Below are 13,067 nucleotides of genomic sequence, written 5' to 3'. Positions count from 1 at the left end.
GCCGGCCTACGCCGCGCCGTCGAACATGCTCGTCACCGAGGTGTCTTCGAACACCGCGTGGATGGCCCGGGCGAGGAGGGGCGCGATCGGCAACACGGTCAAGCGGTCCCAGCGCTTCTCTTCGGGAATCGGCAGCGTGTCGGTGACCACCACACTGTCGATGAAGTCGGACTGCAGGATCTCAGTGGCCGGGTTCGAGAACACCGCGTGGGTCGCCGCGACGACGACACCGATCGCGCCGGCGGCCTTCAATGCCTCGGCGGCCTTCACGATCGTGCGCCCCGTGTCGATGAGATCGTCGACGAGCAGGCAGATGCGGCCGTCGACCTCGCCGACGATCTCGTGCACCGAGATCTGGTTGGGCACGAGGGGGTCGCGGCGCTTGTGGATGATGGCGAGCGGCGCGCCGAGCTTGTCGCTCCAGATGTCGGCGACGCGCACCCGGCCGATGTCGGGCGAGACGACCGTGAGCGTCGACGGGTCGAGCTTCTCCCTGAAATGCTCGAGCAGCACCGGCATCGCGAAGAGGTGGTCGACGGGGCCGTCGAAGAAGCCCTGGATCTGCGCGGCGTGGAGGTCGATCGACATGATTCGGTCTGCGCCGGCGGCCTTGAAGAGGTCGGCGACGAGACGGGCCGAGATCGGCTCGCGGCCGCGGCCCTTCTTGTCTTGCCTGGCATACGGATAGAACGGCGCGACGACGGTGATGCGCTTGGCCGACGCCCGCTTGAGCGCGTCGATCATGATGAGCTGCTCCATGAGCCACTCGTTGATCGGGGAGGTGTGCGACTGGATGACGAACGCGTCGGAACCGCGCACGCTCTCGTCGTAGCGTGCGTAGATCTCACCGTTCGCGAACGTGCGCGCGTCGGTCGGCACGAGGTCTGCGCCGAGCTCGTCGGCGATCTCGATCGCGAGCGAGGGGTGCGCACGACCCGACACCAACACGAGGCGTTTGGATCCGGTGGTCTCGATTCCCGACATTTCTGTCCTCTCCACCCGCGGTCTGCCGGTGCGTCAGTCGGCGGTGGGGCCGGATGCCTCTGCGGCCGCCTCGGCTGCCTCAGCAGCCGCGGTGCCGGCTCGATGCGTCTGGACCCATCCCTCGATGTTGCGTTGCGGGGCCACATTCACGGCGAGCGCGCCTGCCGGAACGTCTTTGCGGACGACGGTACCGGCGCCCGTGTAGGCCCCGTCAGCAATCCTAACGGGCGCGACGAACACCCCGTGCGACCCGGTTCGCACGTGCGAGCCGATCTCGGTGCGGTGCTTGTTCACTCCGTCGTAGTTCGCGGTGATCGAGCCGGCCCCGATGTTCGACTGCTCGCCGACCGTCGTGTCGCCGATGTACGAGAGGTGCGGCACCTTGCTGCCCTCGCCGATGTTCGCGTTCTTCGTCTCGACGAAGGCGCCGATCTTGCCGTCGGCACCGAGCACCGTGCCTGGACGAAGGTAGGAGAAGGGCCCGACGGATGCCCCGGGGCCGACGACGGCGAGGGTGGCGTCGGTGCGCTTCACCTCGGAATTCTCACCGATCTCGCAGTCGACGAGCGTCGTGTCGGGGCCGACGATCGCGCCGGTCGCGATCGCCGTCGCACCCTTCAGCTGCGTGCCGGGGCGGATCGTGACATCCGGTTCGATGCGCACCGCGAGGTCGATCCAGGTGGTCGCCGGGTCTTCGATCGTGACGCCGTTCAGCTGCCAGCCGCGCACGATGAGCGCGTTCAGGCGAGCAGCGGTCTCGGAGAGCTGGGCCCGGTCATTGATGCCGGCGACGAGCCACGGTTCGGAGACGGGCACTGCCTCGACCTCGGAGCCGGCTGCACGGAGCAGGCCGATCACGTCGGTGAGGTACTTCTCGCCCTGCACGTTGTCGGTCGTGAGGTTCGCGAGCTGGTCGCGGAGCGCGGCCGCGCCGAACGCGTAGATGCCCGCGTTGATCTCGGCGATGGCGCGCTCGTCGTCACTCGCGTCCTTCTGCTCGACGATGCGGTCGAAGAGGCCGGCGTCGTTGCGCACGACGCGACCGTACCCGCTCGGGTCGTCGTACACGGCGGAGAGCACGGATGCCGCCGCGGCATCCGCGCGATGCTGCTCGAGGAAGGCGGCCAGCGTGTCGGCGTTCAAGAGGGGCACATCGCCGTTCAGCACGAGCACCTCGCCGTCGAAGTCGGCGGGCAGCGCGGCGAGCGCCTGCTCGACGGCACGGCCGGTGCCGGGCACCTCGTCTTGGTCGACGATGATCGTGCCGGGCAGTTCGATCTCGACCGCTGCGGCGACGAGATCGCGCTCGTGGCGGACGACCGCGATGATGTGCTCGGCGTCGAGCGCGCGAGCCGTGGCGAGCACGTGCGCGACGATCGGCGCACCGGCGAGCGGGTGCAGGAGCTTCGGCACCGCCGACTTCATGCGCGTGCCCTGGCCGGCGGCGAGAACGATGATGGCGAGGTTCTGGTCGGTCATTCGCGCCTATTCCTATCGGTGCAGTCTGTGGGGTGCATGGCGGCCGTTCCGGCTCCGCCACCAGGATTCGAACCTGGACCGGACAGCTCCAAAGGCTGCCGTGCTGCCGTTACACTATGGCGGATCACTCGGGCCGACGCCCGTGCGCGACATCCAGTCTGCCATGTTCCTCGGCCGCTCCGACGCGTTCCGATCGTTGCCATGTCGTGAGATGCGCTCCCTGAACGCCGTGCCGATCACGTCTCGCAGAACGTGCGCACGTCACTCCGCCCGGGCGGAGAGGACGCGGTGAGATCGCTGCTCGAGACGGGCGAAGCACTCGCGCATGCGAAGTGAACGACTCCGCGACGCGAGCGGCGCGATAATGGCTGGATGACCGATGCTGACGAGGTCGACCGAATCGTGGACGACTGGGAACGCGAGCGCCCCGACCTCGATTTCTCGCCGCTGCAGGTGCTCTCGCGTGTCGCGCGACTCTCGAAGCACCTCGACCGCGCCAGACGGCAGGCGTTCACCCGGTCCGAACTCGAGTCGTCGGAGTTCGACGTGCTCTCGGCGCTCCGGAGGGCCGGATCGCCCTACCGACTCTCCCCCAAGGCGCTGCTGTTGCAGACGCTCGTCTCGAGCGGCACCATGACCAATCGCATCGACCGGCTCGTCGAGCGCGGACTCGTGACGCGCCAGACCGACCCGAACGACGGGCGCGGCATCCTCGTCGAGATGACGTCGGCCGGGCTCACTCGCGTCGATGCCGCGATCACGAGGCTCGTCGACGCCGAGGCCGAGCTGCTCGGCAGCCTGCCTGCGGCCGAACAGAAACGGCTGGCCCGGCTGCTGCGCAAACTCAGTCTCGGATTCGACTGAGCGCGACGGGCTCGCGCAGGCGGCTCGTACCGGCGCGGCTCGCGCCGGCTCGGCTCGGCTCGGACCGGCGCGGCTCGGCTCGGCTCGGCTCGGCTCGCACCGGCGCGGCTCGGCTCGGCTCGCACCGGCGCGGCGCGGCTCGGCTCGGCTCGGCTCGGCTCGTGCCAGCGAGGCTCGCACCGGCGCGGCTCGCGTGCGAGTAGAGGGGGCGCGAAGAGGTGGCGCGCAGAGGTGGCGCGCAGAGCGGATGTCGCGGGCATGATCGCGCCCGCGGCATCCGTTCGATGCTCGTGCCACGGGTCGGAGAAGTTCTCCACAACCATCGAACATACGTTCGAATTCTGGTAGAATCGAGTCATGCAGCCGCCACCCGTGATTACCAGATCAAACGGTAATTCTGGGCGTGATTCCGGGCGCAATGCACGGCATGATTCCGGGCACGATTCCGGCCACTTCGATACTCAAGAGCGGTCGCCGTATGCGATCGCGCAAGACGGCCTCGCCGAACTCGTCGAAGCCTCCGTGCAGGCGCAGCGCATCGAAGCGATGAACGCGGCGATGCGGGTCGATCTGATCTTCTTGACGGTGTCATTTGCGCTTCGCGCCGAGCAGGCGTTCGTCGCCCCGACGCTGTCCCCCGAACGACGACGAGAGATGGCGCATCGCAACGTCACCGCCGAGCTCGCGACAGCACTGCATGTGCCCGAGCGCACGATGCAACATCAGATCGATGACGCCTGGGCACTGTCGACTCAGCTTCCCGCAACACTCGCGGCGCTGCGGTCCGGAGCGATCAGCCTGCAGCATGCGCGCGTGATCGTCGAGGCCGCCGCCGAGCTCGATGACGAACCCCGCGTCCGGGCCGACCTCGATGAAACACTCGCGGTCTACGCGGCCGACCACACGCCGCCGAGCGTTCGTCGCCGAGCACGTTCATTGCGCGAAGAACTGCAAGCGCAGACTCTCGCCGAACGCCATCGTGCTGCCCGGGCGAAGCGTCGCGTCGAGATCGAGCCGGCTCCCGACGGCATGGCCTGGCTGCACGCCTACCTGCCGGCGGCAGACGCCCTGCTCATCAGAGATCGCCTCGATCACGTCGCTCGCGAGGTCGCTTCCGCACGCTACCACCGTCACGCGGCTCGATCCGATCATGATGGCAACACCGGGCGCACCGATGATGTCACGGCGATTTTCTCCTCATCGACCCGCGACAACGCACGCGCCGACGCCGCACGCGATCTTCTGCTGTACGGCGGGCTCGGCGATGACTCGCCCTTCGCGGCTGCATGCGACCGAGTGCGACCGAGTGTGCACGTGACCGTGCCTGTGCTCACGCTCATCGGCTGCTCGTCCGACCCCGGCATTCTCGACGGCTACGGTCCGATCGACGCAGAGACGGCTCGCCGCCTCGCTGCTGATGCCCCGTCCTTCGTACGCCTGCTGACCGATCCGATCACGGGCGCGGTGCTCGACGTCGATCGCACCAGCTACCGACCGCCGGCCGACCTTCAGCGGTGGCTCCAGGTGCGCGACGAGACCTGCCGATTCCCGGGCTGTCAGCGCGACGCCAGACGCAGCGATCTCGACCACAGCATCGACTGGGCCGATGACGGCCGCACCGCATTCGACAATCTGGCCCACCTCTGCCCGCTGCATCATCACCTCAAGCACGAGTCATCCTGGTCGATGCGGCATCTGGCCGGCGGAGTCCTCGAGTGGACCTCCCCCGCGGGTCGCCTGCACCTCACCCACCCGGCGCGCTCGATCGAGGTCGATGGCGGCAGCGACGAAGCGGGCGGCAACGTTCCCGGAGTCCGGCAGCACCATCATGGTGTCGCTCCGCCCGGTGTCGATGCCCATGCCGATGCCGACACGGTACGTGCTGGCGTTCAACTCACGCCTCTCGGCGTCGACTTCCAGACGAATGCCGGCTCTGCGCCGACCTCCCAAGTGGAATTCCCTGAAGCACCTCCGTTCTGATCGCGCTCAGCCCCCGTGATCGAAGCGCGGTGACCTCGCATCGCAGCCCATTGTCGCGCATCGTGTCACGCATGGCAGTGTCACGCGTGACCATGTCGGGCATCATCGCGTCAGGCATCATCGCGTCAGGCATCATCGCGTCAGGCATGGTCGCGTCAGGCATGGTCGCGTCAGGCATGGTCGCGTCAGGCATGGTCGCGCCAGGCATGGTCGCGTCAGGCATCATCGCGGCAGGCATGGCATGGTCGCATCGCTCAGGTCGTGACGGGCAGGGCAATGTCAGTCAGGGCAGCGCCATGCGCGGTGGTGTCAGGCAGCACAATGCCACCCGCGGCAGCGTCAGGCACGGTCGTGCCCCGGCAGAACAGTGCCAGGCAGAATGCAAGGCGCAGTCGTGTCAGGCACAGCGCCGTCAGACACGTTCGTGACGAGTTTCCCTGTCACGCATAGTCATCGGGAGCGAACCAGCGAGCGCCCCCATCGTGCAGGATCAGCTGAGCACGCACAGCTACACCCTCGGCGCGGCACGCCTCGCCGAGTTCACGCGCCCACACCCGATCGGCCGGGGTCGATTCGGCACCGCCGGGTCGCTCCCAGACGAACACGAGCTTCGCGGCACCGATCTCCTGCACGATCGTGGCGAGCCTGCTCGCCATCAGACCGGCGGCGGTGCCCGACTCGGGCGCTGGCTCATCGGGTGACTCCGGGTAGCCGGCCATCGGCATGATGAGCGGACTCTGCATGTCGTGCTCATCGAGGTAGAGGGTCCACCACTGGCGGCGGATCGCACGATCGAGCAGCATCGCGACACGCTCGAGCACGTCGTGGTCGGAGGGAATGGGCAGCCGGGTCGCCTCGTCGGCGTCGAGTCGGGTCATGCGTCGATCGTCATGGACAGGACTGCCTCACCGTGGCGGAGCGCGCCTCGTTGTGGAAGCTTCGCACCTTCTCGGAGCTGTCGAGGAGCTGTCGAGGAGCAGTCGACCAGCACGTCGACGGCCAGCACATCGACGACGAGCATGTCGACGACCGGCACGTCGACTATCGGCGCATCACCTTGCGTGCCAGCCAGTTGCCGAAGAACTGCGCGACCTGCACGAAGATCACGATGAGCACGATCGCCGCCCAAGTGATGATCGGCTCGAACTGACGGTACCCGTAGACCTGCGCGAAGGTGCCGAGGCCGCCACCGCCGATGAAGCCTGCGACAGCAGTCATGTCGATGATCGCGACGAGCACGAAGGTGTAGCCGAGGATGAGCGGCCCGAGCGCTTCGGGCAGCACGACCGTGCGAAGTATGCGGAACGGGCCGGCACCCATCGCGCGAGCGGCCTCGATTACGCCGGGCGTGACGGTGAGCAGGTTCTGCTCGACGAGTCGGGCGATTGCGAAGGAGGCCGCGATCGAGAGTGCGAACACCAATGCATCGTTGCCGATGCCGGTACCGATCACGTATCTCGCGAGCGGTTGCACCGCAGCGATGAAGATGATGAACGGGATCGGGCGAAAGAAGTTGATCACGACGTTCAGAACGTTGAAGACCACTCGATTCGAGAGCAGACTCCCGGGCCGTGTCGTGTACAGCACCATGCCGAGCAGAAGCCCGGCGAGCCCACCGAAGAACAGGGTGAGCGCCACCATGTACAGCGTCTCGACAGCGGCGACCCAGAACTCGCCCTGCAGTTCGAAGAGCCGGTCCATCACGACACCTCCGTCACGTCGACGTTCGAGGAGATTTCGGCGAGCACCGCGTCGATCGCGGCATCCGTGCCCCTGATCGCCAGGGTGAGATGCCCGAAGGCACGACCCTGGATGTCGTTGATGCCGCCGTAGACGAGCTCGAACTCGACGCCCGCCGTAGCGAGCGCGACGAAGACCGCCCCCTGTGACGCGTCACCGTCGCGGAACGAGATCGTGACGATGCGACCCTCGTGCCGCTCGCGCAGCACGGCGAGTTCGGCAGGCGACGGAATGCCCTTCACGACCGTTGCGACGAACCGCTGCGACGATGGGTTCTGCGGGTTCGAGAAGACGTCGAACACGCCGCCGGCCTCGATCACGCGCCCGCCGTCCATGACGGCGACCTTCGTGGCGATCGACTGGATCACGTCCATCTCATGGGTGATGACGATGATGGTGACCCCGAATTCCCGATTGACGCGCTTGAGCAGTTCGAGCACCTCCCCCGTCGTCTCAGGGTCGAGGGCGCTCGTGGCCTCGTCGGCGAGCAACAGGCGCGGCGAGGTGGCGAGCGCTCGCGCGATGCCGACGCGCTGCTTCTGGCCGCCCGAGAGCTGATCGGGGTAGTTCTTGGCCTTGTCGGTGAGGCCGACGAACTCGAGCAGCTCGGCGACCCGAGCGGCGATCTCCGGCTTCGACGCACCGGCGACCGTGAGCGGATAGGCGATGTTCGCCCAGACCGTCTTCGAGTTGAAGAGGTTGAACTGCTGGAAGATCATGCCGATGCCGAGACGGATGCCCCGGAGCTCGCGTTCGGGCATCGTCGTGATCTCGCGGCCGTCGACCTCGATCGAGCCCGAGGTCGCGGGCTCGAGCGCGTTCACGAGCCGCACGAGCGTGGACTTGCCGGCTCCCGAGTAACCGATGATGCCGTAGACGTCGCCGGGTTCGACTTCGAGGCTCACGTCGTTGATCGCGACGACGGGTGAGCCTCCCTTCTCGGATGCCGGGTACGTCTTGGTGACGTTTCGCAAGGCGACCAGCGCCATGGTGAACTCCTCTTTCAACGCCGAACCGGGCGGCGGTCACCGAGCGTGTCGGTGACCGCCGCCCGAACGGCGTGCGATCGATCGCGCGTGCGCGATCAGCCCTTGGCGGCCTTGGTGTCGGCCTCGACCTTGGCGAGGGACTCCTCGAGGTCGGCGACGGGGGTCTGCACGGCGACGCCGGTGCTGCCCGACGCCTCGATGAGGCCGGCCTGCACCTCGGGGTCGGTCTGGAAGATCTCGACGAGCTTCAGGTAGGTCGCGTTGTCCTTGTCATCGGCGCGGGTGGCGAAGATGTTGACGTAGGGCAGCGCGTTCAGGTCGGTGGGGTCGTCCTGCGCAATCGCGTCTTCGAAGGTGAGGCCCGCGTCTTCGACGAAGTCGTTGTTGATGACGGCGGCGGCGAGGTCGGGCAACGAGGTCGGCGTGAGCGAGGCCTCGAGCGCGGTGACCTCGACCTTCGACTTCGCCTCGTCGACATCGGCGAGGTCGGAGAAGATCGTGCCGCCGCTCGAGAGCTCGATGAGGCCGGCCGACTGCAGCACGAGGAGTGCCCGCGCCTGGTTCGAGGCATCGTTCGGCACGGCGACGGTCTCGCCCTCGGGAATGGCCTTCACCGAGTCGTACTTCGTCGAGTAGAGCCCGAGCGGGTAGATCGCGGACGACCCGATGGGCGCGAGGTCTTCACCGCTCGACACGTTGTAGTCGGCGAGGTAGACGATGTGCTGGAACTGGTTGAGGTCGAGCTCGCCCTCGGTGGTCGCCGGGTTCGGCTGCGCGTAGTCCGAGAAGTCGACGATCTCGATCTCGATGCCCTCGTCGGCAGCAGCCTCTTCGAATGCAGCCCACTGCGGGTCGGCCTTGCCGACGACGCCGATCTTGATGACCTCGTTCGAGGCTTCCCCGCCTTCGCCGGCCGCGGGCGTGGCGCATGCGGCGAGGCCGAAGACGAGCGGCGCTGCGGCGAGTGCGGCGAGTGCGGCGATGAGCCTTGTCCGACGTGACGAGTGCTGTGACATGGTGGTTCCCTTTCGCTTCCGGCGCACGCGATCGGGTGCTGATGGCGTGGAGCAGGCATGGCTCCGCCACGGTTGGTAACGGTGGGGGCTTCGATGCCGCGATCGCGGGTGCATCTCTACGCTAAGCGAAGATTCTTTGCCTGTTCCCCAACAGGGTCACAGAGAGTCACAGCTTCTGCGACGTCAAGCTTCCAGCGACTCGGAAACTTCGAGCCAGCGGGTCTCGAGGTCGGCGACGGATGCCTCGAGCGCACGCACCGCGTCGCCGAGCGCTGCCAGCCCGACGTAGTCGCCCTGGTCGTGGCGCGCCAGATTCTCGTGTTGCTGGGCGATCTGGATCGCCAGCTTCTCGAGCTTGCGATCGATCGACGCGAGCTCCTTCTCTGCGTTCCGGCGATCGGCGCCGGCGAGCGGCGCGGGGCCGTTGCCCGACCCGCTCCCTGAGCCCGCCTTGCCCCCTGAGCCTGCCTTGCTCCCTGAGCCTGCCTTGCTCCCTGAGCCCGTCGAAGGGGCCTTCGCACCGCCCTCGCTCGCTTCGACAGGCTCAGCGAGCGACGCCTTGCGCAATTCGAGGTATTGCTCGACGCCGCGCGGCAGATCGCGCAGATGGCCGTCGAGGATCGCGAACTGACGGTCGGTGACGCGCTCGATGAGGTATCGGTCGTGCGAGACGACGAGCAGGGTACCCGGCCACGAGTCGAGCAGGTCCTCGATCGCAGCGAGCATGTCGGTGTCGAGATCGTTGGTCGGCTCGTCGAGGATCAGCACGTTGGGCTCCTGCAGCAGGATCAGCAGCAGCTGCAGGCGCCGCTTCTGGCCGCCCGACAGGTTCTTGACCGGGGTCGACAGTTGCGCCGTCGTGAAGCCGAGCCGCTCGAGGAGCTGGCCGGGGGTCATCTCCTTGTCACCCACCTGGTAGCTGGTGCGCTGCTCGGCGACGACCGCGGAGACCCGCATGTCGGCCCACTCGGTGAGTTCGTTCAACTCTTGACTGAGCGTGGCGATGCGCACCGTCTTGCCGCGCTTCACACGGCCCGTCGTCGGTTGCACCGCTCCCGTCACGAGCCCGAGCAGGGTCGATTTGCCTGCACCGTTCACGCCGAGGATGCCGGTGCGCTCGCCCGGAGCGATGCGCCACTCGATGTCGCGCAGCACGGTGCGTGTAGCAGGCGCGCCGCTCGCGACATCCGCGCCGTCCTGAGACTGTCGAAGGGTCATCGGCTCGCCCTCCCGAGCGGGATAGGCCACGGACACATCGAGGATGTCGACGACGTCTTTGCCGAGACGTGAGACGGCGAGCCGGTCGAGCTCGACCTTGTTGCGCACGGGGGGTTCGTTCTCGATGAGCTCGTTCGCCGCGTCGATGCGGAACTTCGGCTTCGAGGTGCGTGCGGGCGCGCCGCGGCGCAGCCACGCGAGCTCTTTGCGCATGAGGTTCTGGCGCTTGGCCTCGGATGCCGCGGCGGAGCGATCACGTTCGACTCGCTGCAACACGTATGCGGCGTAGCCGCCCTCGAAGGGCTCGACGATGCCGTCGTGCACCTCCCACGTGCCGGTGCACACCTCGTCGAGGAACCACCGGTCGTGGGTGACGACGACGAGCGCACCGGAATCGGTCGCCCAACGGCGCTTCAAGTGTCCGGCGAGCCAGGCGATGCCCTCGACATCGAGGTGGTTCGTCGGCTCGTCGAGGAAGACGACGTCCCAGTCGCCGACAAGAAGCGACGCGAGGCCGACGCGCCGCCGCTGCCCGCCCGAGAGGTTCGCGATCTGTCCGTGCCAGGGCACATCGCCGAGGAGGCCCGCGATGACGTCGCGCACCTTCGCGTCGCCCGCCCACACGTGCTCTTCGATGCCGCCGACCACGAACTCGGCGACCGTCTTGCCAGGGTCGACCACGTCGGCCTGATCGAGCGTGCCGATGCGGATGCCGCGACGACGCGTGACCCGGCCGCCATCGGGGTCGAGGCGGCCGTCGAGAAGCTTCAGGAGCGTGGACTTGCCGTCGCCGTTGCGGCCGACGACGCCGATGCGATCGCCCTCGTCGATGCCCAGGGTCACCTCGTCGAAGACCACTCGCGTCGGGAATTCGAGGTGCAGGCGCTCAGCGCCGAGGAGATGTGCCATGTCCTGACGAGCCTAGCTGTGATGTCCGGGGAGGTTGTTGAGCCTGCACATTCCTGCCGAGACTGGGCGTTCCTGCTGCGCCCGCGCGTTCCCTGCCGCGGTCAGGGTCGTGACGGGAACACGTGCGCGAAGCCGTGCACCGCCCGGCGGTCCGTGCCGTCGTCGGGAATGTCGCGCCGGCGCCACGACAGGAAGAGCTCGTCGAGCTGTCGGCCGAGCTGCGCGAGCTCTTCCGCGTTCAGGTGGAGCCAGTAGTGCCCGGAGACCGCGACGTCGTCCCATGGCGACTCAGCGGACTCGACGAATTCACGTGCCCGTTCGAACTGCCGCTCGAGCATGACGGCATCTGCAGATGACGCTGCGAACTCTGCGGCCGGGCGGTCGCGGAACTGGCCTGCGGACCAGCGCATACCGCGACTCACGAGCTTCCAATGACGCTCACGGAGGTCTGACGGATCCTGCGGTGCGCGGGCGACGAGTCCTGCGTCGGTGAGCACCTTCAGATGGTGCGACACGCTGCCGGTCGCCACGCCGAGCGTACTGGCGAGTGCGCCGGTGGTCGAGTCTCCGTCGACGGCCAATGCGTCGACGAGGCGCGAGCGCACGGGATGCGCGAGCGCCGCGAGCGCCCGCACATCGTCGATGGTCCGTACATCCCCTGGTTCCTCGTGATCTGGCTCCTCGTGATCTGACTCCTCGTGCTGCATGCTCCGAGTCTACAGATTCCGCAAATGTATTTGCGCAACTCGCCTTGCGGAGATATCTTCCTCACATGAGCAGCTCTGAGATGACCGAAACCGGCATGACATACACCACGCTCGGTCGAACCGGCATGACGGTGTCCCGCTTCGCGCTCGGCACCATGATGTTCGGATCTGCCGGCAATGCCGATCACGACGAGTGCGCGCGGATCATCCATGCCGCGCTCGATCGGGGCATCAACTTCGTCGACACCGCCGACATGTACTCGGGCGGGGAGTCCGAGATCATCGTCGGCGAAGCACTTCGCGGTCGCCGCGATGACGTGATTCTCGCGACGAAGGGGCACTTCGCGCTCGACGAAGGTCGCAACCGCAGCGGCAACTCCCGGCGCCATCTGCTCCGTGCCGTGGAGGCCAGCCTGACCCGCCTCGGCACGGACTACCTCGACCTCTACCAAGTGCACCGACCCGACTTCGACACCGACATCGAGGAGACGCTCGGGGTGCTCACCGATCTCGTGCATGCGGGGAAGATCCGCGCTTTCGGCTGCTCGACGTTCGCCGCCCACGAGATCGTCGAGTCGCACCGGGTCGCCGGAGCACGCGGCCTCATGCGGTTCCGCACCGAGCAGCCGCCCTACAACATCCTGGCGCGCGGCATCGAGCGCGACGTGCTGCCCGTCGCGGAGCGCTGGGGAATGGGGGTGCTGACCTGGAGCCCGCTCGCGTTCGGTTTCCTCACCGGGCGATATCGGCGCGGCATGAGCACCCCGGCCCCCGAGGGGCGGGCAGCTCTCCGCCCTGCCTGGTTCGATCCCGACGAGCCCATCACGGCACGCAAGCTCGACGTCGTCGAACAGCTGCTCCCGATCGCAGAAGAGCTCGGCACGTCGCTGCCTGCACTGGCTGTCGCGTTCCCGCTCGCCCACCGCGCGGTCACCTCGGTCATCCTGGGGCCGCGCACCATGCCGCAGCTCGAATCATTGCTCGAATCGGTCTCTGTCGAGCTCGACGACGACGTGCTCGACCGCATCGACGAGGTCGTGCCGCCGGGTACCGACGTGTATACGCCCAACGCGGCCTTCGCCCTCCCCTGGCTCACCGACCCGAGCCGGCGGCGGCGCGGCAAGGGGCGGGTTGCCGGCGGGCCCCCGAACGACTAGGACGCATCCCCCATTTCGGTGGCG

General features: G+C 67.5%; 12 protein-coding genes and 1 tRNA gene. 4 read left to right on the top strand and 9 right to left on the bottom strand.

Going from position 1 to position 13,067, the window contains the following annotated elements; translation table 11 throughout:
• Positions 1 to 6: 6 nt before the first annotated feature.
• The 3 genes from AC1C2T_RS12040 to AC1C2T_RS12030 all read right to left on the bottom strand — a co-directional run bounded on the left by AC1C2T_RS12040 (position 7) and on the right by AC1C2T_RS12030 (position 2,587).
• On the bottom strand, positions 7 to 984 hold the full coding sequence (locus AC1C2T_RS12040; RefSeq protein WP_495385462.1) for a ribose-phosphate diphosphokinase: 978 nt from the start codon (positions 982 to 984) through the stop codon (positions 7 to 9).
• A 33-nt stretch (positions 985 to 1,017) separates the two neighbouring features.
• Positions 1,018 to 2,463 (bottom strand): bifunctional UDP-N-acetylglucosamine diphosphorylase/glucosamine-1-phosphate N-acetyltransferase GlmU, encoded by a 1,446-nt coding sequence (gene glmU / locus AC1C2T_RS12035; protein WP_495360761.1) that lies wholly within the window; start codon positions 2,461 to 2,463, stop codon positions 1,018 to 1,020.
• 52 nt (positions 2,464 to 2,515) lie between these two features.
• A tRNA-Gln gene (locus tag AC1C2T_RS12030) sits at positions 2,516 to 2,587 on the bottom strand.
• A 248-nt stretch (positions 2,588 to 2,835) separates the two neighbouring features.
• Between AC1C2T_RS12030 and AC1C2T_RS12025 the strand changes: the two genes are divergently transcribed.
• The 3 genes from AC1C2T_RS12025 to AC1C2T_RS12015 all read left to right on the top strand — a co-directional run bounded on the left by AC1C2T_RS12025 (position 2,836) and on the right by AC1C2T_RS12015 (position 5,735).
• The gene (locus tag AC1C2T_RS12025) at positions 2,836 to 3,327 is read left to right on the top strand and encodes a MarR family winged helix-turn-helix transcriptional regulator (protein WP_495360762.1); all 492 of its coding nucleotides are present in this window, start codon (positions 2,836 to 2,838) and stop codon (positions 3,325 to 3,327) included.
• Positions 3,328 to 3,684: 357 nt separating this feature from the next.
• On the top strand, positions 3,685 to 5,307 hold the full coding sequence (locus AC1C2T_RS12020; RefSeq protein WP_495385461.1) for an HNH endonuclease signature motif containing protein: 1,623 nt from the start codon (positions 3,685 to 3,687) through the stop codon (positions 5,305 to 5,307).
• Positions 5,308 to 5,378: 71 nt separating this feature from the next.
• On the top strand, positions 5,379 to 5,735 hold the full coding sequence (locus tag AC1C2T_RS12015; RefSeq protein ID WP_495385460.1) for a hypothetical protein: 357 nt from the start codon (positions 5,379 to 5,381) through the stop codon (positions 5,733 to 5,735).
• A gap of 12 nt (positions 5,736 to 5,747) precedes the next feature.
• On the opposite strand, the gene AC1C2T_RS12010 is transcribed toward AC1C2T_RS12015, so the two are convergent.
• The 6 genes from AC1C2T_RS12010 to AC1C2T_RS11985 all read right to left on the bottom strand — a co-directional run bounded on the left by AC1C2T_RS12010 (position 5,748) and on the right by AC1C2T_RS11985 (position 11,886).
• The gene (locus AC1C2T_RS12010; RefSeq protein ID WP_495385459.1) at positions 5,748 to 6,185 is read right to left on the bottom strand and encodes a hypothetical protein; all 438 of its coding nucleotides are present in this window, start codon (positions 6,183 to 6,185) and stop codon (positions 5,748 to 5,750) included.
• A gap of 163 nt (positions 6,186 to 6,348) precedes the next feature.
• A complete protein-coding gene (locus tag AC1C2T_RS12005) occupies positions 6,349 to 7,008 on the bottom strand; it encodes a methionine ABC transporter permease (RefSeq protein ID WP_495360766.1) in 660 nt (219 codons plus the stop codon).
• Complete coding sequence (locus AC1C2T_RS12000) at positions 7,008 to 8,036, bottom strand: methionine ABC transporter ATP-binding protein (protein ID WP_495385458.1); 1,029 nt, start codon at positions 8,034 to 8,036, stop codon at positions 7,008 to 7,010. The genes AC1C2T_RS12005 and AC1C2T_RS12000 overlap by 1 nt, the downstream gene beginning before the upstream one ends.
• A gap of 95 nt (positions 8,037 to 8,131) precedes the next feature.
• Positions 8,132 to 9,052, bottom strand: coding sequence for a MetQ/NlpA family ABC transporter substrate-binding protein (locus AC1C2T_RS11995; RefSeq protein WP_495385457.1), 921 nt, complete (start codon positions 9,050 to 9,052; stop codon positions 8,132 to 8,134).
• Between the two features lie 183 nt (positions 9,053 to 9,235).
• On the bottom strand, positions 9,236 to 11,179 hold the full coding sequence (locus AC1C2T_RS11990) for an ABC-F family ATP-binding cassette domain-containing protein (RefSeq protein WP_495385456.1): 1,944 nt from the start codon (positions 11,177 to 11,179) through the stop codon (positions 9,236 to 9,238).
• Between the two features lie 101 nt (positions 11,180 to 11,280).
• Positions 11,281 to 11,886, bottom strand: coding sequence for an ArsR/SmtB family transcription factor (locus tag AC1C2T_RS11985; protein ID WP_495385455.1), 606 nt, complete (start codon positions 11,884 to 11,886; stop codon positions 11,281 to 11,283).
• 65 nt (positions 11,887 to 11,951) lie between these two features.
• Between AC1C2T_RS11985 and AC1C2T_RS11980 the strand changes: the two genes are divergently transcribed.
• Positions 11,952 to 13,043: an aldo/keto reductase gene (locus tag AC1C2T_RS11980; protein WP_495385454.1), complete on the top strand. Its 1,092-nt coding sequence runs from the start codon at positions 11,952 to 11,954 to the stop codon at positions 13,041 to 13,043.
• The last annotated feature ends 24 nt before the right edge of the window (positions 13,044 to 13,067 follow it).

The organism is Agromyces sp. Y558, assembly GCF_059445415.1.
Note: the sequence above shows the minus strand (reverse complement) of the source record. Positions and strands in the feature narration are given on the sequence as shown.